Annotated in this window: 19 protein-coding genes and 1 tRNA gene; 6 read left to right on the top strand and 14 right to left on the bottom strand. The window is 64.7% G+C overall.

Translation table 11 applies throughout. The annotated features are described in order from the left end of the window. Positions 1–212: 212 nt before the first annotated feature. From EA346_RS09495 to EA346_RS09475, 5 genes are all read right to left on the bottom strand, one after another. Positions 213–289: transfer RNA gene (locus tag EA346_RS09495), tRNA-Arg, on the bottom strand. A 97-nt stretch (positions 290–386) separates the two neighbouring features. Then, on the bottom strand, positions 387–1,109 hold the full coding sequence (locus EA346_RS09490) for an MBL fold metallo-hydrolase (protein ID WP_296757932.1): 723 nt from the start codon (positions 1,107–1,109) through the stop codon (positions 387–389). A 424-nt stretch (positions 1,110–1,533) separates the two neighbouring features. After that, complete coding sequence (locus tag EA346_RS09485; protein WP_296757931.1) at positions 1,534–1,737, bottom strand: DUF2892 domain-containing protein; 204 nt, start codon at positions 1,735–1,737, stop codon at positions 1,534–1,536. Between the two features lie 86 nt (positions 1,738–1,823). Then, entirely contained in the window at positions 1,824–3,125 is a 1,302-nt protein-coding gene (locus EA346_RS09480; RefSeq protein WP_296757929.1) for a citrate synthase, read from the bottom strand. A 92-nt stretch (positions 3,126–3,217) separates the two neighbouring features. Continuing rightward, positions 3,218–3,895, bottom strand: a complete 678-nt coding sequence (locus EA346_RS09475) for an isochorismatase family cysteine hydrolase (RefSeq protein ID WP_296757927.1) — start codon at positions 3,893–3,895, stop codon at positions 3,218–3,220. A gap of 350 nt (positions 3,896–4,245) precedes the next feature. Between EA346_RS09475 and EA346_RS09470 the strand changes: the two genes are divergently transcribed. Further along, on the top strand, positions 4,246–5,202 hold the full coding sequence (locus EA346_RS09470) for a hypothetical protein (protein ID WP_296757926.1): 957 nt from the start codon (positions 4,246–4,248) through the stop codon (positions 5,200–5,202). A 311-nt stretch (positions 5,203–5,513) separates the two neighbouring features. On the opposite strand, the gene EA346_RS09465 is transcribed toward EA346_RS09470, so the two are convergent. After that, complete coding sequence (locus EA346_RS09465) at positions 5,514–5,957, bottom strand: hypothetical protein (RefSeq protein WP_296757924.1); 444 nt, start codon at positions 5,955–5,957, stop codon at positions 5,514–5,516. Between the two features lie 101 nt (positions 5,958–6,058). On the opposite strand from EA346_RS09465, the gene EA346_RS09460 reads away from it, so the two are divergent. Next, on the top strand, positions 6,059–7,162 hold the full coding sequence (locus EA346_RS09460) for a PQQ-dependent sugar dehydrogenase (RefSeq protein WP_296757922.1): 1,104 nt from the start codon (positions 6,059–6,061) through the stop codon (positions 7,160–7,162). Between the two features lie 217 nt (positions 7,163–7,379). Here EA346_RS09460 and EA346_RS09455 read toward each other — a convergent pair whose 3' ends face one another. The 3 genes from EA346_RS09455 to EA346_RS09445 all read right to left on the bottom strand — a co-directional run bounded on the left by EA346_RS09455 (position 7,380) and on the right by EA346_RS09445 (position 11,682). Continuing rightward, positions 7,380–9,320 carry a M1 family aminopeptidase gene (locus tag EA346_RS09455; protein ID WP_296757920.1) on the bottom strand — a complete coding sequence of 647 codons (1,941 nt, stop codon included), beginning with the start codon at positions 9,318–9,320 and terminating at the stop codon, positions 7,380–7,382. Positions 9,321–9,508: 188 nt separating this feature from the next. Next, positions 9,509–10,600 (bottom strand): ChaN family lipoprotein, encoded by a 1,092-nt coding sequence (locus tag EA346_RS09450; protein ID WP_296757933.1) that lies wholly within the window; start codon positions 10,598–10,600, stop codon positions 9,509–9,511. A gap of 755 nt (positions 10,601–11,355) precedes the next feature. After that, positions 11,356–11,682 (bottom strand): sulfur globule protein, encoded by a 327-nt coding sequence (locus tag EA346_RS09445; protein ID WP_296757918.1) that lies wholly within the window; start codon positions 11,680–11,682, stop codon positions 11,356–11,358. 419 nt (positions 11,683–12,101) lie between these two features. Between EA346_RS09445 and EA346_RS09440 the strand changes: the two genes are divergently transcribed. Together EA346_RS09440 and EA346_RS09435 are read left to right on the top strand one after the other, a co-directional pair. Next, positions 12,102–12,812 carry a DUF1461 domain-containing protein gene (locus EA346_RS09440; RefSeq protein ID WP_296757916.1) on the top strand — a complete coding sequence of 237 codons (711 nt, stop codon included), beginning with the start codon at positions 12,102–12,104 and terminating at the stop codon, positions 12,810–12,812. Beyond that, the gene (locus tag EA346_RS09435) at positions 12,809–13,045 is read left to right on the top strand and encodes a DUF1049 domain-containing protein (protein WP_296757914.1); all 237 of its coding nucleotides are present in this window, start codon (positions 12,809–12,811) and stop codon (positions 13,043–13,045) included. Before EA346_RS09440 ends, EA346_RS09435 begins: the two co-directional genes overlap by 4 nt. A 216-nt stretch (positions 13,046–13,261) precedes the next feature. Here the strand turns inward: EA346_RS09435 and EA346_RS09430 are convergent, their stop codons facing one another. The 3 genes from EA346_RS09430 to EA346_RS09420 all read right to left on the bottom strand — a co-directional run bounded on the left by EA346_RS09430 (position 13,262) and on the right by EA346_RS09420 (position 15,068). Continuing rightward, the gene (locus EA346_RS09430) at positions 13,262–13,405 is read right to left on the bottom strand and encodes a hypothetical protein (RefSeq protein ID WP_296757913.1); all 144 of its coding nucleotides are present in this window, start codon (positions 13,403–13,405) and stop codon (positions 13,262–13,264) included. A 113-nt stretch (positions 13,406–13,518) separates the two neighbouring features. After that, positions 13,519–14,313, bottom strand: coding sequence for an ABC transporter permease (locus EA346_RS09425; RefSeq protein WP_296757911.1), 795 nt, complete (start codon positions 14,311–14,313; stop codon positions 13,519–13,521). Positions 14,314–14,348: 35 nt separating this feature from the next. Beyond that, the gene (locus tag EA346_RS09420) at positions 14,349–15,068 is read right to left on the bottom strand and encodes an ABC transporter ATP-binding protein (protein ID WP_296757910.1); all 720 of its coding nucleotides are present in this window, start codon (positions 15,066–15,068) and stop codon (positions 14,349–14,351) included. A gap of 173 nt (positions 15,069–15,241) precedes the next feature. Between EA346_RS09420 and EA346_RS09415 the strand changes: the two genes are divergently transcribed. Beyond that, on the top strand, positions 15,242–16,708 hold the full coding sequence (locus EA346_RS09415) for a transglycosylase SLT domain-containing protein (RefSeq protein WP_296757908.1): 1,467 nt from the start codon (positions 15,242–15,244) through the stop codon (positions 16,706–16,708). A gap of 140 nt (positions 16,709–16,848) precedes the next feature. Continuing rightward, entirely contained in the window at positions 16,849–18,630 is a 1,782-nt protein-coding gene (locus tag EA346_RS09410) for an ABC transporter transmembrane domain-containing protein (protein WP_296757907.1), read from the top strand. An 84-nt stretch (positions 18,631–18,714) separates the two neighbouring features. On the opposite strand, the gene EA346_RS09405 is transcribed toward EA346_RS09410, so the two are convergent. Together EA346_RS09405 and EA346_RS09400 are read right to left on the bottom strand one after the other, a co-directional pair. After that, positions 18,715–19,215: a hypothetical protein gene (locus EA346_RS09405; RefSeq protein WP_296757905.1), complete on the bottom strand. Its 501-nt coding sequence runs from the start codon at positions 19,213–19,215 to the stop codon at positions 18,715–18,717. Positions 19,216–19,566: 351 nt separating this feature from the next. Then, positions 19,567–21,837 carry an NADP-dependent malic enzyme gene (locus EA346_RS09400; RefSeq protein ID WP_296757904.1) on the bottom strand — a complete coding sequence of 757 codons (2,271 nt, stop codon included), beginning with the start codon at positions 21,835–21,837 and terminating at the stop codon, positions 19,567–19,569. Between the last annotated feature and the right edge of the window lie 198 nt (positions 21,838–22,035).

The following is a 22,035-nucleotide window of genomic DNA, read 5'->3' as shown; positions in this document are numbered from 1 at the left end:
CTGACCGGGATCCATTGGGGGGTATCTTGCTCGGGCTGCCTGCTCTGGCCGCAGCCGTATGCGGCATCAATCCCCAACTGAACCCTGAAACAGCACCGACAGGTGCTCTTCCAAGGACACGGACACTTCGTGGCAATGCGGCTACGGGCGCTGCCATGGGTCGGCGCAACGAAAAAGCCCACCGGAACAGGTGGGCTAAGTCCTTGAAAGGTTGGCGCGCCCGGAAGGATTCGAACCTCCGACCACCTGGTTCGTAGCCAGGTACTCTATCCAGCTGAGCTACGGGCGCGTTGCTGCAGGCGCGCATTATCTCGGTCTGTGCACGCTGATGCAAGTCCGGCGTAACGGCTGGTGCGCGGCGTTTTCCCTCTGCCGCCGGGGTGTGCTCAACTGCCGTGCTTGACGGGTACCGGCCCGTAGGGTGAGTTCCGGACGCGGTCGTGTTCGTGCATCCGGTAGTGGACGAAGTCGCCCATCTCGTGAAAGTGCAGGAAGGGGTTCCCTTCAGCCTCTTCCTCCAGGGTCGAGGTGGGTTTCACCGAGTAATTGTGTCCCGGGTGGATGCACGTGTGCCGGGGAAGCCCGGTGCGCAGATCCTTCAGGGTGTGGAACATCTGCTCGGGGTCGCCGCCGGCGAGGTCGCAACGGCCGCACCCGAACACGAACAGTGTATCGCCGGTGACCAGATCGTCGCCGGCGGGAAGATGGAAACAGGCGGAGCCGGGCGTGTGGCCGGGCGTGTGCAGGAGGAGGATCTCTGTGTCGCCCAGCTTCATGCGATCGCCACCGTGGTGCAGTTCGGGTTTCGCCAGGGTGCGGCCCCAGAAGTCGGCTTCCGGTTTCAGGAGGTGCAGGCGCGCCGTCGGGGCCGACTCCAGCACCCGCTCGATGCCGTTGATGTGATCATGGTGGCTGTGGGTCAGCAAAAGGTCGGTGATCGTCAGACCCTGCTTCTCGACGAGGGCAAGGATTTCCTCAGGCTCCCAGGCCGGGTCGACCACGGCGGCGCGGCCGCTGGCGATGTCCTCGATGACGTAGATGAAGTTCTCCATCGGGCCGAGTTCCAGGGCGTGGATGCGGTAGGGCAGTTCAGGCTTGGTGTCGTTCATGGCGTGGGCGAACTCGGGCGGTTGCAGTGCGGACTGTTGAGGGTCACGCAAAAGTGAGGGGGAGTGCAAGCGGTGCTTTTGTCCTGGATCCGGCGCACGGTGTTTGCCTGCACGGGCATCGGTTGCTGTCCCGGTGCCGGAAAGCGGGAGCAAGCTCCCTGGTTCATGGCGCGGATGGTTCCTGCACCCCGGATCAAGGCGGGAGCGGTACGGTGTCTGGCGCCTATGGAGTGCGGCGGCTTGCCGCCGCTTTGGTTTGGGCGGCGAAAGTATCCGAAAGCGGGAGCAAGCTCCCGCAGTCCATAGGGGCCGGTCGCTCTTGCGGGCGGGTGATGGTCGGAAAGGGGATTCGTGTGACGGGAGGAACAAAAAAGCCCGCCGGGCAAGTTGCCGGGCGGGCCTTTAAGATCTTCGGACGAGCCTTTTAGCTGAAGGCCGGGCCGGGGCTGACGCCCATCTTCTTCAGGATGATGGCTAACGGACAGAAGCCCGTGAAGGCCGACTGCACCAGGTTGACGCCTACGAAGGCGGTCAGCAGCAGCCAGGCGGGGCTGACGAGCCAGGCGAGAAGCGCGCTGAGGAGGACGACGACGCCGGCACCGGCGAGAACGAGTTGATCAATGCGCATGGTGGATCTCCAAGAATATAAGTGTTCCCTAATTTACGTGGGTCTAGAAGCCAGTGCAAGACAACCGCATCCCTCGTGGGGCCGGATCAGCGGTCTTCGATCGCGATGTAATCGCGCGTCTTGGGGCCGATGTAGAGCTGTCGGGGACGACCGATGCGGGACTCGGGATCCTGCATCATCTCGTTCCAGTGCGAGATCCATCCCACGGTACGCGCCAGCGCGAAGATCACGGTGAACATGTTCAGGGGGATGCCCATCGCGCGCAGGATGATCCCGGAATAGAAGTCGACGTTTGGATAGAGCTTGCGCTCGACGAAGTACTCGTCCTCGAGGGCGATCTTCTCCAGCTTCAGTGCGACCTCGAACAGGGGGTCGTGTTCGCCACCGCCGATCTCGGCCAGCAGTTTATGGGTCATCTCGCGGATGATCTTCGCGCGCGGGTCATAGTTCTTGTACACGCGGTGCCCGAAGCCCATCAGGCGGAACGGGTCGTCCTTGTCCTTGGCTCGCGCCACGAATTCCTCGACCGTCTTGCCGCTGTGCACGATGTCCTCGAGCATCATCACGACCTTCTCGTTGGCACCGCCGTGCAGCGGGCCCCACAGCGAGGCGATGCCTGCGGAGATGGCCGCGAACGGGTTGGCCTCGGAGCTCCCGGACAGGCGTACCGTGGACGTGGAGGCATTCTGTTCATGGTCGGCGTGCAGAATCAGGATCAGGTCCAGTGCGCGCACAAAGATGGGATCGGGCTCGTAGGTGCTGGTCGGTACCCCAAACATCATGGCGAGAAAGTTGCCGGTGTAGGACAGCCGGTTCTTCGGGTACATGAACGGCTGACCATTGGCGTACTTGTAGGACCAGGCGGCGATGGTGGGCATCTTGGAGATCAGGCGGTGCGCCGCGATCTTCCGGTGCACCGGGTTATGCACGTCGGTGGCGTCGTGGTAGAACGCCGACAGCGCGCCGACCACGCCCACCATGATCGCCATCGGATGTGCATCGTGCCGGAAGCCGTCATAGAAGCCGCGCACGGCCTCGTGCATCATCGAGTGCTCCTTGATGATCCGCGAGAAGTTGTGCAGCTCGTCGGACGAGGGCAGGTCGCCGTTCAGCAGCAGGTAGCAGACCTCCAGGTAGGTGCTCTGCTCGGCCAGTTGTTCGATCGGGTAGCCGCGGTAGAGCAGGGTTCCCTCGTCACCGTCGATGAAGGTGACGGCGCTGCTGCAGCTCGCCGTGGACATGAAGCCGGGGTCGTAGGTGAAGTAGCCCAGCTCCTTGTACAGCGAGCGTATGTCGATGCAGTCCGGGCCGTGGCTGCCCTGGTGCACGGGCAGTTCGATGACCTTGCCGGTCGCGTTGTCGGTGAGCGTTACGGTCTTTGAAGTCATTTGGGCTCCTTGCGTGTACTGGGCCGATCTGCGGCGTAGTCACTGCTATTGGTCAGTGTAGTGCGTTGTTGAGTGCACTGCACCATTTGTTCTCAGAGTGCCAGTCCGAGCGTCTCTCCGATCTCCCGGCTGGAAAGCACGTGGCAGTAGATCATGTTGATCACCTCGAGCTCGTGGCGGTGCAGCGCCTCCGTCCCAGCGGCGCAGCAGTCTTCCACGAGCAGTACGTTGAAGCTTTCATCCGCCAGGCTGCGTACCGTCGACGACACGCACTGGTCGGTGTAAATGCCGGTGACCACGACATTGCGCACGCCCATGTTGTGCAATACCAGGCGCAGGTTGGTGCCGGTGAGGGCGCTGTCCGTGGTTTTGGTCACGACGATTTCGCCTGCCGCCGGGGCCACATCGGGTGCGATCTGCGAGCCCTCGGAGTCCAGCGGCATCAGCAGGTTGTTCCAACCCGGCATCTTCTGGCTCAGTGAACGATCGCGGCCATCTTCCAACAGGCAGGCGATGCGGGCATGCAGCACGTCCATGTTCTTGCGCCGGAATGCGTCCTGCAGTGCACGCAAAGAGGGCAGGACGGTCTCCCGCATGCGTCGATGGAAGGCGTCCCAGCGCGCCCGCTCGACCGGGTCGTCGTGCAATGCGAGGCCGTAGTTCTGCACGTCGATGCAGAGGAGCGCCGTCTCCTGCGGCTGCAGGTCCAGGTCGTCGGGCTCGGGTGCATCGGCGTAGTAGAAGGAACGGTAAGCAGTCTTCCAGTTCATCGGGCTCTCTCCTGACGGGCGCCTGACGGGTCCTGTCCTGGGCGGTTGCGGCGCCGGGGCGATTCCCTGCCGCGGATCTCTCTGCACTGGTGCCCCGTCAGCACTAGCAGAAAGCGTGCCTGTCCCTTGCGCTGGGCCGGTGGCTCGGATTGCGGTCGAGGGCGCCGAGTGGGTGCCCGCAGAACAGGCGCAACGGCGATGATCACGGGGCCAATTGCACCCCACCGCAACCTGGCGGAACATCGGTTCATCATGAAGCGCACGCCGAGTATAGATGCTGATGGGCCCGCTGCAGAAAATGCAGGCGCTACAGCAAGACAAGCCCGAGTGCTCGGGAGTGGTGGAGCGACGTGAACTACATCCGCCGGCACTGGCGCGGTGAGCTCAGTCTTCCCGTTGCCTTCTGGGTTAACTTCGTGGCGCTCAACCTGTTGCTGCTGCTCCTGCGGCCGGTCGCGGAGCAGGTGCTGGTCGCGATGGCGATGGACGACGACCCCCGGTTCATGGCACGGGTGGCGCTTCTGCACGTTGCCTTCGTCTATGGCCTGATCTACCCATGGCAGATCGTCGGGACCTGGCGCTCCGCCGGGCGCTGGCTCGTTCAGCGGCAACGCCGGCTGTGGCCTATTGCGGGGCGCGTGGTCATCGTGGTGAGCCTTGCCGGAACGCTCTTGACGCTGGCGGCGGGGGCGCCGGTGTACCGTGACGTCGTCGCGATCGCGATCGGACCGGACCGGTACGCGAACTACTCGGTGAAGCGAGTCGGCGACGGGTCGCTGGTCCATTTCCAGGGCTATCTTGGCTACGGCGCTGCGCGGGATCTAGGCCGGGTGCTCGCCTCGGGTCCGGAGGTGCACGGAATCATCCTGGACAGTTCGGGCGGATGGATCGCGTCGGGGCGCAGCCTGGGCCGCGTGATTCAGGAGGGCGGTCTGAACACGTATTCCTTCGAGGGCTGCCATTCCGCCTGCGCCACCGCGTTCATCGCTGGCAGTAACCGGTACCTGGCGGACGAGGCCCGGCTGGGTTTCCACCAGTACGCGGTCCCCTTTGGCGGGCTGGAGCCCTACTCGAACATGTGGCTGGAGCAGCAGCGCGATCTCCAGTACTTCCACCGCCAGGGCGTCAGCCCAAGCTTCCTCGCGCGTCTGTTCCAGGCGGAGCACGGGGAGGCCTGGTACCCGACCCAGCGGGAACTGATGGCGGCGCAGGTCATCACCGGTGTGGTCCGTTCCGAGGAGGTGCTGTTCGGCGTGGACGCGGGTGCCCGGATCCACGAAAAGGGGTTCGGCATCGCCGATAAGTGAAGGGCCGGATACGCGGATACCCATGATTGGACCTGATTATTTCGAATCCTCCGCAGGCCGGGAACATCGCATTGCCCGCAGCGAAACCGCCAAAACCTTCGCCTGCAAGGCAGGCTCCTACAAGGGCAAGGACCCGTGGCAGCGCGCTTTGCGCGCGAAGGGCTCCTCTGCGGAGCTTCCGTGATAATCAGGTGATTGGATCCCGGCGTCTTCAGGCTTGGTAGCGGCGGGCCTGGCTGGGCTTGCGGTGAGCCTGTCGCGTCATCGTCGTTAAGGGAGTCGCAGGACTCGGCCCGTATTCTGCCTGGGCGTCAAGGCTCCCGCCGCGGTTGGGTCCATCGTGCGAAGAGCAGGCCTCCGAGCGCGCCGGCCAGCGCCAGCGCCAGGATGCCCGTGCCGAAGCGCGCGGCCCCGATCACGGTCGCGGGCAGGATCCAGTTCATCAGTAACAAGGCCGCGGCGATGCCGGTACCGGCAGCGAGAGTGTGCAGCGGCGCGCGGGCCCGCGGCCAACGGCGCGCGAGGAGTCCGCTCACGGCCAGGGCGATCAGGAACGCGGCGGCGACCAGCAGACCGTAGGTCGGCGCGAAATGGATGAGGTCATGCAGTGTGGTCTCCAGCCGCAGGTTCCAGGGTACCGGCGCACCAAGATCGCGGATCATCGCCAGGTTGAACTGGGTCTGGACGATGGAACCGGCCATCGCGGCCACCACCACGGCCGCGATCCATGCCACCAGGTTTCTCATCCATCGCATCGCAGTACGCTCCCGTGGTTGGTCAGGGTCCCGGCAGGCCGGGATTCTCAGCAGGCACCTTTGCTATTCTTGCAGCCGCGCCCAACGAATTCATCCCCGCCATGTCATTGCTCCGCATCTTTTACGGACTGCCACTCCTCCTGTTGCTCCTGCTGGGAAGTGTCCAGGCATCAGACTACCGTATCGAGACCCTGGCTTCGGGTCTGGAACATCCCTGGTCGCTCGCCTTTCTACCCGATGGCCGCATCCTCGTGACCGAGCGTGCGGGCCGTCTGCGCGTGATCGAAGAGGGGCGCCTGCGGGAGGAGCCGGTGAGCGGTGTGCCGGATTCGTTCGTGCGCAGCCAGGGCGGGCTGTTCGAGGTGCTCCCCGACCCGGATTTCGCGGCCAACGGGTTGATCTACCTGTCGCAGGCGTATGGTACTGCGGCGGCGAACACCACGCGGTTGCTACGCGGTCGGCTCGATGGCATGACACTGGCAGACGTCGAGGTCCTGTTCGAGGCGCGGCCCACCCGATCCACGCCTGTACACTTCGGGGGACGCATGGCTTTCCTGGCGGACGGTACGCTGGTGCTGGGTCTGGGTGACGGATTCGACGATCGCGAGGATGCGCAACGGCTGGACAGCCATACCGGCAGCATCGTACGGCTGCATCCCAACGGGCGGGTGCCCGCCGACAATCCGTTCGTCGGCCGGGCCGGGGTCCTGCCCGAGATCTACAGCTACGGGCACCGCAACGTGCAGGGGTTGTTCCCGGATGCCGGCAACAATGTGCTGTGGTCGCATGAACACGGGCCGCGCGGTGGCGATGAGTTGAACATCATCGAGCCGGGGGTCAATTACGGCTGGCCGGTCGTGAGCCACGGCATCGATTATTCGGGCGCGCGGATTACCCCGCACACGTCGCTACCCGGGATGCGTGACCCGGTCCGTCACTGGACCCCGGCGATTGCTCCCTCCGGCATGACGCTGTATCAGGGCGACCTTTTTCCCGAATGGCGCGGGAGCCTGTTCATCTCCTCGCTGGTCCAGCGCCAGGTACGCCGACTGACGCTGGATGGCACCGAGATCGAAGACGAGGAGATCCTGTTCGAGGAAATCGGGGAGCGCCTGCGCGACATCCGCTCGGGGCCGGACGGTGCCTTGTATCTGCTTACCGACAAGCCGGACGGGCGTGTGCTGCGGGTGACGCCGGGGTCCTGACACCTCGGCGCGCGAGCCTCTTCGGGCCCGCCAACGCCGGACAGCGGGAGCAAGCTCCCGCGCTCCATAGGTTCTACCCCCAGTGCGGCGGCTTGCCGCCGCTTTTGCGCGGGTGTTGACCAGGCCGAGAGCGAAACCCTGCTTCCTCCCTGCAGAAGAGGATCGTGCTGATTCACTCGCGGGTGGAGCGCGCTGGCCCGGGAACACAGGCCCCGTTTCAATCCACTTCAATGCGCAGCGGATTGGTTTCGGCCTCCCAGACTCCGTACTCGGTCGTGCGCCCATCGGCATCCTGGACCAGGTAGCTGCGATGCCCGTGGTGGCGTAGCGCGCCGACCAGGTTGCGGAGGCCTTCGGCGTCACTGCTGCTGACCACCGCGGTGCGCGTACCGGGGAGGGTCCACATGCGGGCATGCCCGCGGCGAGCGAGGTCCTCGGGCGCCTTCGGAGCGCCGGCGGCGTCCAGCCAGCGGATCACGTCGTCGGTGCTGCCCATGACCAGCAGCGGCTGTTGCGGATCGAATTCGTCCGCCATCTCCGGTGGGTGTTCCAGGATCGCCCGCGCGAACGGCGCAAGGCCTTCCTGCGTGGCGATCAGCCGGGTATTCGGGTTCAGACTGGCCGTCCGGAGGATGGGCGGTGGGTCGGGCAGTCGGCGCAGGACGTCGAAATCGGGATCTGCGGTGATGGCTTGAGCGGGTGCCTCCAGCGCGAGGTCGAAGCGGGCCTGGCGGGTGTCGAGCTCGACCACGTGGCGCTGTTGGCCCGCGTCCGTTTCGACCACGACGGGTACGCGCAGTGGCCATGGCGCGGCCTCCTGTGCCTGCTCGAGTTCACCGCGGAGCACCCAACCGGAACCATTCTTCTCCTGCTGGACCGAGTGCAACGCGAGTTCCGGCAGGTCGGAGCGCTCCAGCCAGGGTGTGAAGAAGGAGTCCAGATCGCGGCCGGCAGCGTCGCTGAAGGCCCGTATCAGATCCTCCCAGCCGGCCACGTCGAACATGTGCCGGTCCGCGATCTTGCGTGTGCCGGCGTCGAAGGCCTCGTCCCCGATACGCTCGCGGAGCATGTGGAACAACAGCGCTCCCCGGTTGTAGCCGACGATGCGGTTGGCTCCCTGGTTGCCGCCCCGGAAGGCCTCCAGCGGACGGTCTTCCTCGACCGGCAGCCAGGCGAGGTCCAGCAGCCATCGGTGGCGCGTGCTTCGCCCCTCGCCACGCAGCTCGTCCAGGTGGTAATCGGCCATGTAGGTGGTCAGGGCCTCGGACCAGTTCCCGGTAGCGTAGTCGATGCGTACGCCGGTGCCCCACCAGTTGTGCATCAGTTCGTGCGCGAGCGATGTCCGTGGGATGAACGGCAGTGGAATCACCCGTTCGCCCAGCACGGTGAAGCCAGGGAAGGCATAGCCCACGGGCATGGGCGTGGCGGCGATGGTGAAACTGTCGTAGGGGTAGGGGCCGGCCCGCTCGCTGAACATGCGCAGGTACTCGGCGGAGTGCTCGAGGTAGTTCTGCGCGTGCGCCGCGTCGAGGTCGTCCCGAAACAGGGTGCGCACCTGCACGCCGTTCGTCTCCAGCGACCGTTCGACCCAGGGTCCTGTCACGACCACAACGGCGTCGGTGCGGGGATGCTCATGGACGGCACTGTAATGTCCGTCACTGGATACCGGTTCGCCCCGAAGCGAGCCGGTGGCCACGAAACGCTGTCCCTCGGGTACCCGCGCCTCCAGCCGCAGCGCGAAGCTCTCCTGTTCGAAGCGCGGGTACCAGTCGGTCCCCTCGGGCAGGAAGCCGCCGGCAGCGGTCAGGAACAGCCGGCTGCGCATCGGGTCGCCGTCGGGCAGCGTGCCGCCCCAGGACACGGTGACCCAGGAATCGGCAGGTAGCTCGACGCGGTAGCGTCCGGCCCCGGCGCGCGAGGTGGTCAACTCGGTGTCACCGGCTCGGGCCGCCTGCAGTTCCAGTGCGTCGAGGAGACGGAACTCATGGATCCCCGCCGGCAGATCGAGCTCCAGTTCACCCGTGATCCCGCCGGCTGCGGGATCGAGGTCGAGGCTCATGCGCCATTGCGGGACGTCCGCAATCGCTGATGCGGGCAGCAGGGAGGCCGCGGCAAAGGCAACGGCGAACAGGAAGGATCGAATTCCGCTAACTGTCATGGCTCTGCTCCACCCCGGACGATGAAAAGTCGCAAATTGTAGGTCGGGTTAGGCCAAAGGGCGTGACTCGACGGGTCTCGTGCCCACCCATGGCCGCAAGGCAGCATCGTGCCCGGCCCGTCGGGTTACGCTGCGCTAACCCGACCTACGGCACTGGCCAGTGGATTTCACGCTGACCCGCATGCCATTTAATCCTCGTTCGCCGGGAAGCGGGCCAGGATCTCCATTTGCTCGCCGTCTCGCAGCACGGTCAGCGGCAGGACATGGCCCGGCTGCTGGCGGCGGACGATGGTGATGAGGTCTCGCGGCACGCGGACTTCGAGGCCGGCAGCGCTGGTCACGATGTCCGCGGCCTGGAGTCCGGCGTCCGCGGCCACGGACTCGGGTATGACCGACTCGATCCGCACGCCTGCGGGATCGGTGTCGATCTGGACGCCCAGCAGGAGTGGCCGAGGCGGCTCGAACCGATCGTTGCTTGCGATGCCAAACAGGGCGTCGGCGAGTCCGTCCTTTGGTTCGGTGCAGTTGGCCCGGCTCTCCCGCGGCAGCAGCACGCGGGTATCTGCGATGCCAAGGTCGTGCAACTGATGCGGCACGCCGTGCCCGTATTCGAGGTGCCCTGAACCCATGAGCCCAACCGCTAGGGTGCCGTCCTCTGTAGCCTCTGCAAGACCCGCTGCCATCGCGCGGTCCCATACCTGTTGCCCGGCAACGAAGCGTTCGATGTCAGCGTCCTCGTGATGCGCGGAGGGATGTTCGGCGAAGACCTTGCCGAGCCACTCACGGTAGGCCTCGGTCGCGGGAGCCGGGGGCGTGATGTGATAGCGCTCCTCGGGTGGGACGGCATCCCATCCCTCCTCACGCAGCCGGCTGACGAGGGAGCGATCCAGGTTGATCGCCAGCAGAGGCACGCGATGCATTCGCGCGAAGTGCAGGATTGGAAGGTAGAGGTCCGCGTCAAAGCCCCAGGCCCTGTCCCAGTCGCTCTCGCTCAGAAAGGCCTGTTCGTCCAATTCGCCGGCGACCCAGGCGTCCAGTGCCGGTTGGGATTCCCGCGGGAGCATCTCCAGCCCGATCACCATGTCCGGCCGCTGGGCGTGTAACGCGGCCAGCGTGTGCAGTTGCCAGCGATGATGTTCCATGCGGTCGTGCCGCTCGCCCAACAGCACCACCTGCGCGCTGGCGGCATCTTCGAACATTCGATCGGGAGACAGTTGCTGGCCGCTGGCGTCACGCCATTCGCCTGGTTCCGGACAGGCGGAGAGCGCGAGTGCGGGCATGAAAAAAAACAGGAACGACAGGGAGTAGGCGAGGGCAGGGCCAAGGGTGTACGTGCGGACGGTCATCGTTGGCTCCAGGCGCAGGCGATGCGCTTGGGAGTCCCGCAAGTCAGGGAAGTTCGATCGGAAGAGCACTTTGGGGTGGCAACGACCATCGTCACGTGACGACCAAAGGGCCATGCAGGACGTTCAGGGCCTGAGGAACCAATGCGCCGGTCAACCGCAGGCCGAGCCATAGGGTGGGAGTCGAAAGGAGTCCAGGCCGCTTGATCGGAAGCAACGCCGTATCGATCGTCAAGAGCCGATACGCTGCGCTCGCGGCTTCCGCGCGAGGACGGACTGAATCCTTCTTTCGCTAGGACGGTGGCGGCTGGTAGGCCTTGTAGATCAGCAGGGCGAGCAATCCGATGATGACCAGAATGGATGCACCCAATGCCGCGATGGTCAGGTAGACGATAGCGTCGCCGTATTCCATGAAACACCCCCTGTGACGGCAATAATGCCTTTACAAGGATAGGACCTTCTGCCGTGAAGGCGCAAGAAAAATGTGGGTGTTGCGGTATTTCATTGCCCCGTCTGCCGAAGGTACAGGACAAAGACGCCGTGTCTTTGCTCCCGTGCGGGCAAAACTCGCGCAGATCGGGTTCCATGGCAAGTCCCGGCCGAGCTGGAGTCGGGAGCATCGGGTCAGCACCTGGGACGACTGCCAGGTTCCTGGAGCGCCTGCGAGATGTCCGCGATCTTGGGGCGCCCACCTATCGGAAGGGCGCTGTCGGCGGCTGCGGACCGTAGGGGATCATCGGAGGAGCGTAGTAGTGTCCCGGGTACGGGGTTCCATATGCGGGGCCGTGGCCGTAGGGGTACGGATAGACATAGGCATAGCCATAGCCGTAGCCGGGCCCATGACTGGAGCCGTAGCCACCACCGCCCGCGGAGAAACCGATGCCGCCGGATACGCCGCCCATGCCGAACATGTTCGCGAGCATGCAGCCGGGGCCAGACCAGAAGGCGCCCGCCTGCATCGGAACGGCCATCATGGCGACGAGGCAAGCAGCGGCGATAATCTTAAACATGTTTCGCATTGATGAACTCCTTGTCTCGGATAAGTGGCGTGATTCCTGGCAAATTGCGTAACGGATGACCCTGGGGCGGTGGCGCCTGCCGGGCTGCGCCGGGAGGCCTGGGCTGGAAGGCGCCGCTCGATGCATGCAACCTGTTCGTCTGCGCTACGGGCGACGGCCACCCCTCCTTTATAGCATCGCCTGTATAGCATCGCCTGGCACAAACACAGCGATCGCGGGCGTCAGCGGGGGCGTACCATGGGGTTGAAGACAACGGGAAAGGGGGCAAGGGAATGACCGGAAGCCGGAAGGGGACGCGGATTAGCCGTTCTGTCAAAGACGCGCGCGCTGTCCCCGGCCAGAGTCTTGCGCGCGGATCCGGAGGGGGACCGACGATACGGTGTGGATCGGGTCGGCGCTGGGCCGGGCGTCTGGTCGCCGTGGGACTCATCTTCGTATCCCTGGTGTTGTCCTGGCACGCGCTGGCCAAGGTCAATTTCCTCTACCCCGTCTGGTACTCGGCCCTGGCCATCGATGATCATGTCAGCCACTACGGCGCAAGGAACAGGCAAGGCAGGAGCGACTTCGTGCGGACCGAACCCGCGGAACACCGTCGTCTCTTCGGCGCCGTGGTCGACGGCATTCACGGGCGCGGAACCCCGCTGGATCAGTTGGTTTACCGGGACAGGGACGGTAACGTCCTGGGAACGTTCCTGCGTGCGGACGAGGTGGGACACTTGCGCGACGTGGCGGCACTGGTGGATAGACTGTTGATTGCCGGCTGGTCGATCACGGGCGTGACGGTGATTCTGGTGCTGCTGCATGGCCGCAGGGGCGCTTGCCTGCCAACCCTCCAGCGAGCGATGCTGGGATACGGCATCCTGCTGGGGCTGGCGGGAGTCGTCGTCGGTTTGGTCGGCCCCCAGGAGGTCTTCGATGGGCTTCACGAGTGGATCTTTGCGTCCGGTCACCCCTGGTTTTTCTACTACGAGGATTCCCTGATGACCACGGTGATGAAGGCCCCGGATATCTTTGCCGCCATCGCGGCAACCTGGCTGGTGCTGCATCTGACCGTTTACGCGCTGTTACTCGCCGGCTTTCGTCGCCTCGCCAACGTTCCGAAATTCAGCCATCCTGCGGAGCAATCATGAAGCGTTACCTTCACATCGCACTGATCGTCCTCTTCGTCGCAATCATCGCGCTGTTCATGCTGCAGAATCTCGATGCAGCTACGGTCTCCTTTCTTGCCATCAGCATGACCATGCCGCTGGCCGTCCTGATCTTTCTTGTCTACGTCCTGGGCATGCTGACGGGCGGGTTTGCCGTGGCCCTGCTGCGCAAGTCGTTCTACGGGGCGTCCAGGAAGAAATCCGAGCCATCGTGACGTAAAGCGCGACCACGGCCGCTGCCGCGTTTGGCGGAGGGCCTGACAGTCTCAGGGACAACGAGGGGCTACGCGCGTAGCGAGGGCGTGCACGCCGGCATCCGGGATGCCGGGCCTGGCATTATTTTTTCTTTTTCTCGGCTTTGGCAGCGCGCTTCTCCAGCAGCGACTTCGCGGGTTTCTTCTTGCTGTCCCGTTTCTGGTCCATTCCCTTGCTCATGGTTTCTGCTCCTCCGATTCTGCCGGCGCGGGAGCGTCGGGGGCGGTACGGGCCAGCTTTTTCTGGCGCTTCTCTTCCTGCTGCCTTTCCTTCTTCAATTCCCGTTGTCGCTTGTCGTACTGATAGTTGGGCTTGGCCATGGGGGCTCCGCTGGTGGCGAGGTGCAGGAGGAGGATGGGGTGGCACGGGGCACCCTGCACGAAAGGAGCCCAGGCCCTAAGAATAACACTCGCGGGCCACCCGCGCGCCCGGTCTATTCGCCGCTGTGCAGCAGAAGGCCCCGTCGGCGGGCCAGGCCGAAGACGCTCATGAACAGTGCTGCCCCGAGGACCATGTACACCAGATTGAGCACCAGGGCGGCGAAGAAATGCCCCACGTGGAAACCTTCGCCGAGCACCACCGCGCGCATGCCCTCGAAGACATGGGCCGACGGCAATGCCAGCGCCACAGGCTGCAGCCAGTTCGGGAGCGTGTCGATCGGGTAGTAGATGCCGGAGACCGGGGCCAGGGCGAAGATCGCCACCCACGCCAGGCTCTGGGCGCCGAGCCCGAAGCGCAGCACCAGTCCGCTGACCATCAGCCCGAGTGCCCACCCGGTGACGAGCAACTGGGTGAAGAACACGATCAGCGGCAGCCCCAGCGTGAAGATGGAGTAGTGATAGAGCGGAATGGCGAGCAGCGCGGCGGGTACCACCCCGATCAGCGTACGCACCGTGCTGATGCCCAGCAGCGAGACGATCAGTTCCCATGGCCGCAGAGGGCTGACAAACAGATGGCCGAGGTTGCGGGAATAGAGTTCCTCGAAGAAGGGCAGGGTGACGCCCAGTTGTGCCCGGAACAGCACATCCCACAGCAGTACCGCGGCGAGCAGCAGCCCCGCCGCCTGCGCCACCCATTCGCTGTGACCCATGAAGAATTGGGTGATGAAACCCCAGAGGATCATCTGCATCACCGGCCAGTACGCCAGTTCGAGGACACGCGGCCAGGAGCCGCGCAGCAGATAGATGTGGCGCAGCACCATTGCGTAGATGCGGATCAGAGAGGCCATGTGCCTGTCCCTTTAACCGGCTGCGTCATTGATGGTCAGACCCGGCGTGCCACGTCGAGAAAGACCTCTTCCAGGTTGCGCCTGCCATAGCGGCTGGCGAGGCCCTCCGGAGTGCCGTCGTCGACGATGCGCCCCGAACGCAGCATCATGACACGGTCGCAGAGCCGCTCCACCTCGGGCATGTTGTGCGAGGCCAGAAGCAGTGTCGCGCCGGTGCGGCCGCGATACGCCTCCAGAAGGCCGCGGATCCGGTCGGCGGTATCCGGGTCCAGCGAGGCGGTGGGTTCATCCAGCAGCAGCACCTCGGGTTCGTTCAGCAGCGCTTTGGCGAGGGCCACACGGGTGCGCTGGCCTGCCGACATTTCGCGGTACGGGCGTTCCATGAATCTCTCGAGATCAAGCTCTTTTGTAAGAATTTTTATCCTGGTACGCAGATTCCGTACCCCGTACAGACGTCCGTAGACGTTCAGATTCTCACGCACGGTGAGACGTTGCGGCAGGTCGATGTAGGGCGAGGCATAGTTCATGCGCCCCAACACCTGGTAGCGGTGGCGGAGCATGTCCGTTCCCAGGACGCGGATGCTTCCGGAACTGGGCGTCATCAGCCCCAGCAGCATCGCGAGCGTCGTGGTCTTGCCCGCCCCGTTCGGGCCCAACAGAGCTGTGGCCGAACCACGGGCGATCGAGAAGCTGATTCCGTCGACCGCGACCGCCTTGCCGAAACGCTTGGTAAGATCTGCTACCTGTATCGCCATGACCGGTTCAAAGAGGATCGAGGTTGCACAGTGGTCAGTGAGACCGTCACGATCAATATACCGGAGGGTGAGACGCGGAACTCCGGTCTCCTCCAAAGGTCTCTGCCGAGGCCTTGGGCCATTCCGCGGTTCGTTTGCTGAAACCCTTCCTGTTCGCCAGCGGAGTGCCGTCCATGACACGAACCTTTGCGCTCAATGTCCGCTCGTTGCTGTTCGCCGGCTGCGCCTTGCTGCTGATGAGTTCCTCGGTCTCGGCTCTGGACCGGGACGGGCTCGATGCGCTCTACCAGGCGGTCGAAGACGCGGTTTCGCGATACCAGGGTGGACTGGAGGAAATCCGAAACGGTGAGTTGGGGTCCGGGCATGCGCGGATCCGGGACGCGGTGGCGGATCTCGGGATGGCGGGAGACGCCTGTGCGCAGAAGCCAGGTTGCGAGACGCAGCGGTTCATGGCGGCCTATCACGAGCTACTCACCCTGCGCAGCGCCATGTTGATGGGGACTGACGAGGACCTCGTCGACGTCGAACCCGAGGAAGTGCGCGAGCCTGAGCCGATCTTCGAATATGACGAGGACCCCGCCGATCCGCGAGTGGATGTCGGCTTGGGCAGCGACTGGTTCGACGGCACGGGTCTGTCTGAGACCATCGAGTACAACAGTCTGGTGCGGGGCGCGCTGAACGACTGGCTGACCTGGAAGCGGCCAACGCTGGTCGATGCCTACGAGAACTACATGCACATGCGCCACCTGATGTGGCCGTATTACGAGGAGGCCGGAATCCCCGAGGGGCTGCTGTTCGGGATCCTGGCCAAGGAGTCTGGCGGACGGGTGCACTCGGTCTCCCGCGCGGGGGCGGCCGGGCCGCTGCAGTTCATGTTCTACACGGGGCTGCGTTTCGGGCTCACTACCGAGGACGGATTCGACCAGCGGTTCGACCCGGCGGAATCGGCGCGCGCAAGCGTTGGCTATCTGCGCGCCCGCTTTGCCGAACACGATGGCGATCTCGCGCTGGCCCTGGCGGCGTACAACGGTGGGGAGACCCGGGTCCTGCGGCTGGCGCGTGAGGCCTCTGTGGCGAGTTTCTGGAATCCGGAGATCTTCAGACGACTGCCGCGCGAGACGCAGGAGTACGTGCCTTACGTGCTCGCCGCGGCGTTATTGTTCGAACGCCCTGAAGACTACGGGGTCGAGTTTCCGGCGGTGAACACCGCACCCGGCCAGATTGATCTCCAGGCACCGATCACCCTGAGTGAACTGGGTGTCTGCCTGGGCCAGGGCGACAGCCGCTCCGGTTGGTTTCGGGCGCTGCGCAATCTCAACCCGCGTCACGAGCACGACGTGCCCCTGCCGGCGGGGTCCACCGTTTGGCTGCCGGCTCCGGTGGCTTCGGCCTATGCAGAGAACTGCGTGGATGGGCCGCTCCTGGAGTTGGCCGAGGCCCTCCATGACGCCCGCGAGCAGCGCCGGATCCTGCTCGCCGTCCGCACCTACACGGTGCGCAGCGGTGACACGCTCTCGAGCATCGTCGCGGCAAAGGGGTGCCCGAGCGTGCGGATCATCGCCGAGGCCAATGGCATTGCGGGTCCGCGTTACCTGATCCGTCCGGGGCAGCAGTTGAAGCTGACCGGCTGCCGGATCTGACGCATTGCTGCCGCGGGCGCGTCGATGCGGTCTTCAGGAAGACGGTGACGATTGATCTATTCTTGCGCGACATTTCCTCTGACGATTCCCCGAGGCCAGCATCTGAAACCTTCTACCCGTAGCCAACCCCAGGAATACCGATGAGCGGTCCGGACGATCGCGCGGCACAACGTCCGGTGGGCCGGGATCTGCGCGTGCTCGTGCCCCTGGCAGGTTTTCTTCGGCCGTACCTGCGCACCCTGCTGCTGGCCATGCTGGCACTGCTCCTTGGCGCCGGGGCCATTCTGGCGTTTGGTTTTGTGCTCCGACTCCTGGTGGACGCCGGGCTCAGCGAGCAGGACCCCGCTGCGCTGAATCGCGCACTGCTGGCCCTGCTGGGGGCGGTGGCGGTGATGGCGGCGGGCGCGGGGCTGCGCATCTATCTGGTCACCTGGCTGGGGGAACGCGTTGTGGCCGACCTGCGGCGCGCTGTCTTTGCCAATGTGGTCGAGATGGATCCCGGCTTTTTCGAGCGCACCCGTACCGGTGAAGTCATCTCGCGGCTCACGGCGGATACCACCGTGATCCAGGTCGTGGTGGGCAGTACCCTGGCCATCGCCGCGCGGAACCTGCTCCTGATCGTGGGTGGGCTCATCCTGATGTTCCTGACCAGCCCCGTGCTCACGGCCTGGCTGCTGGTGGGACTGCCCGTGGTCGCGTTGCCGGTGTGGTCCCTGGGCCGCAAGGTACGCCGGCTGTCGCGCGAGACTCAGGACCGGGTGGCAGCTGTCGGCGGGCGCGTCGACGAGAGCCTGTACGCAATCCAGACCGTGCAGTCCCACGTGCAGGAGGCGTCGGAACGCGCCCGTTATGCCAGAGCCGTTGAGGCGGCCTTCGGCGTGGCCATCCGTCGCGCCGCGATGACGGGATTGCTGGCGGCGTCTGTCATCTTCCTGATGTTCATGCTGATCACCGGCGTGCTTTGGGTCGGTGGGCACAACGTCCTGGCCGGCGAGATCACCCCGGGTGAACTCGCGGCGTTTCTGTTTTACGCGGTGCTGGTCGCCGGCGCCGTCGCTGCGCTCAGCGAAGTCGCCAACGAATTGCTGCGTGCGGCAGGCGCGGCCGAGCGGCTGCTGGTCCTGCTGCAGACGCGTTCAGGGCCGCCCCTGTCGAGACACCCGACAAGCCTCCCCGAACCCGCCCGAGGCGCGATCGGCTTCGAGGACGTCTGGTTTTCCTACCCAACGCGGCCAGAGCCACCGGCGTTGCAGGGCATCGACCTGGACATTCCGGAAGGAGCTTCGGTGGCGCTGGTCGGGCCTTCGGGGGCCGGCAAGTCGACACTCTTTCAGCTGTTGCTGCGTTTCTATGATCCGGACGCCGGCTGCATCCGTGTCGATGGTGTCGACATCCGCAATGTGGAGACAGCAGCGCTCCGGGGCCGTATCGCACTGGTGCCGCAGCAGCCGGTGCTGTTCGCGGCGACTGTCCGGGAAAACATCGCCTACGGGGCGCCGGAGGCGTCGGAAGCCAGCATCCGAGCGGCCGCGGAGGCGGCCTATGCAATGGACTTCATCGCGGCGCTTCCGGAGGGCCTGGAGACGCACCTCGGAGAGCGTGGCGTGCGGCTCTCGGGCGGTCAGCGCGCGCGTATCGCACTGGCGCGGGCGATCCTGCGTGACCCGGTGATCCTGCTGCTCGATGAGGCTACCAGCGCCCTGGACGCGGAAAGCGAGCGCCTGGTGCAGGCGGCACTGCAGCGCATCAGCCGCGGCAGAACCACGCTGACCATCGCGCATCGATTGGCGACCGTGCAGGCCGCGGATCGAATCGTGGTGCTGGATCGGGGAAGGATCGTGGCCCAGGGATCGCACGCGCAGCTGCTGGAAGAGGGAGGCATGTACGCACGCCTGGCGGCGCTGCAGTTCACGTCGGCCTGAATCGCTTCAGTGGGTTGTCCCGGTCCGGCCACACCCGCGTGGGTTGGGTTGGCGCAGCGTAACCCGACGCAAGGCGCTTGCAGCTCAGGCCGTGCTTTTCTTCGTGCTGCGCGACCGGGCGGCATCGGCACGCGGCGTTCTGGCGGAAGCCTTTCTGACCGCGGCCTTTTTTGGAACGGCCGGCTTGGCGGCAGCCTTCTTGGCTTTGGATTCCGGCGCCGCGCCGCTTTGCGCGACCGACTTTTTTGTCGGAGCCTTGGAACTCGCTGATTCACTCTGGCTGGTGATCTTCTCCAGCCGCTTTTCGAAACGTTTCAACGTCTCGTCGAAGAGACGGGCCTTCTGTTCGGTGCGTTCATTGGCAGCACCGGTCTTGCCGCGCTTCGTACCGGTAGTGTCCCTGAGCGCGAGGGACTGGCGGCGAAACAGATCCGCATTCTTGTCCCGGAGTGTCCGCGCGCGTTTGATCTTGCTGCGCAGTTGCGCGGCGGTCAGTTGATCGATCGAATCCGCCAGGGATGCGGTGAAGAGAGCGTACTCGCTGTCATTGCAAAGGGCGCGGGCCTGGTTTCGGTTATAAGCCATGGATGTTTCCGTTTCCATATCTGTTTGTGTCAACCGAGTGTAGTCAATCCCAGTCGATTTGGTAGCGATGAGGAGTGTCGTCAGGCCTACTGCCACCGCGTGTAGGAACGTTGCGGGGCCCTTTGTTTCCACTCTGGCCGCAACCACGGAATTGAAGATATGGGATCAAGCCCGCGTAGGTCGGTCCAGCGCAGCGTAATCCGACGCAAGGCGCGGGCCGGGCTTAGGGCGGGCATTTTAGGGCCAAAAACGGCGCTCTAAGGCCAAAAGTGAGGTCTGAAATCGTCGATATCATTGTATAACCAACGGGTTGCCTTGGTCCGACCCCCGGTTGTTCCGACCCCCGGTTGGTCACTGGTTGGCGTCTACGACGGCTAGGGCGGTCATGTTCACCAGGCGGCGGACGGAGGCGGTCTCGGTCAGGATGTGCACCGGGCGCGCGGAACCGAGCAGGATCGGACCGACGCTCGCCCCTTGTCCGCTGGTGGCCTTGATCAGATTGAAGGCGATGTTGGCGGCGTCGATGTTCGGCATCACCAGGAGGTTGGCCTCGCCCTGCAGGCGGCAGCCGGGGAAGATCCGGTCGCGGATTTCCGGCTTCAGGGCGGCGTCGGGGTGCATCTCGCCATCCACCTCCAGATTCGGATCCATCTGTTCGAGCAGGGCCCGGGCCCTGCTCATCTTGCGCGCGGCCTCCGACTGCACGCTCCCGAAGTTGGAATGGGACAGCAGCGCGACTTTCGGGGTGAGGCCGAAATTGCGCACCGCTTCCGCAGCCATCAGGGTGATTTCGGCGATGGTCTCCGCGTCCGGGTTTTCGTTCACGTAGGTGTCGCAGAGGAACAGGGTGCGACGGGACAGCATCAACAGGCTCATGGTGGCGAAGGTGCGTACCCCGGGGGCCAAACCGATCACGTCCTCGATGAACTTGAGGTGGTAGGCGTGCTGGCCCATCATGCCGCAGACCATCGCATCGGCGTCGCCGTTGCGTAGCAGCATGGCGCTGATCAGCGTGTTGTTGCTGCGCATGCGGTATTTGGCCACTTCCGGCGTGATGCCCTTGCGGCCCATGATGCTGTGGTACTCGTTCCACAAGGGCCGGAAACGTTCGTCGGAGGCCGGGTTCACCAGTTCGAAGTCGATCCCGGGCCTGAGGCTCAGGCCGATGCGCTCGATACGCGACTGGATCACGTCGGGCCGTCCGACCACGATCGGCTGGGCCAGGCCTTCCTCCAGCACCGTCTGCACGGCATGCAGCACGCGCTCGTCCTCGCCCTCGGCGTAGATCACGCGGCGCGGTGACGTCTTGGCCGCGGCGAACACGGGCTTCATCACGAAGCCGGACTGGTAGACAAAGTTGTTCAGGTGGTCGCGATAGGTCTCCAGGTCCTCGATTGGCGCGGTCGCAACGCCGGAGTCCATCGCGGCTTTGGCCACCATGGGAGCGATTTTCACGATCAGGCGGGGGTCGAAGGGCTTCGGGATCAGGTACGCCGGGCCGAAGCGCAGGACTTCGTCGCCATAGGCCTTGGCCACCACGTCTGAGGGCTCTGCCCGCGCCAGTTGGGCAATGGCCTTGACCGCGGCGACCTGCATCTCCTGGGTGAAGGCACGGGCGCCAACGTCGAGTGCGCCCCGGAAGATGAACGGGAAGCAGAGCACGTTGTTGACCTGGTTCGGGTAATCGGAGCGGCCGGTGGCGATCATGGCATCTTTGCGCACTTCCAGAACCGCCTCGGGAAGGATCTCGGGGTCCGGATTGGCCAGCGCCAGAATCAGCGGCCGCGTCGCCATGCGGGCCGCCATGTCGGGTTTCAGGACGCCCCCCGCCGACAGCCCCAGGAAGACGTCCGCGCCGTCGATGATCTCACCCAGCGTGCGCGCTTCGGTGTCCTGGGCGTAACGCTCCCGGAAGCTGTCCATTTCCTCGGGACGGTCCCGGTAGAGCACGCCGTGAATGTCCGATACCCAGATGTTTTCGACGGCCAGTCCCATCGTGACCAGCAGGTCCAGGCAGGCGATGGCGGCGGCGCCGGCCCCGGAGGTGACCAGCTTGATGCTGCCGAGGTCCTTGCCGGTCAGCCGCATGGCGTTGAGCACCGTTGCCGCCACCACGATGGCCGTGCCGTGCTGGTCGTCGTGGAACACCGGGATGTTCATGCGTTCGCGCAGCTTGCGCTCGATGTAGAAGCACTCCGGTGCCTTGATGTCCTCCAGGTTGATGCCGCCGAAGGTGGGCTCCATGGCGGCGATCATGTCCACCAGCTTGTCCGGATCGCGCTCGTCCAGTTCGATGTCGAACACATCGATATTCGCGAACTTCTTGAACAGAACACCCTTGCCTTCCATCACCGGCTTGGCGGCCAGCGGACCGATGGCACCGAGACCGAGCACCGCAGTGCCGTTGGTGATCACGCCCACGAGGTTGGCGCGTGCGGTCAGGTGTCCCACCTCGGAGGGATCCGCGGCGATGAGACGCGAGGCGGCGGCGACGCCGGGCGAGTAGGCGAGGGCGAGATCCCGCTGGTTGGTCAGCCCCTTGGTGGCTACGACCGAGATCTTTCCGGGCGTGGGGAGACGGTGATAGTCGAGTGCTGCCTGGTCGAACGAGGTCTTGTCCATCGGTGGTGGGGTTCCTGGATCTCCGGAGTGTGAAGGGCATCGATGCCCGCGCGCCTATTGTTTCACAGGTGATGCTTCCGGAGCGGGGTGAATGCCGGTTCCCGGGAGAGAAGTTGCCACACCGGGCCTTCTGCGCGGATGCATTGCGGGATTCCGTGGCCTTTGGAACAGAAAAGCCTACCGAGGAAGCCGTTTAAT

The organism is Thioalkalivibrio sp., assembly GCF_007692535.1.
GTDB lineage: Bacteria > Pseudomonadota > Gammaproteobacteria > Ectothiorhodospirales > Ectothiorhodospiraceae > Thioalkalivibrio.
Note: the sequence above shows the minus strand (reverse complement) of the source record. Positions and strands in the feature narration are given on the sequence as shown.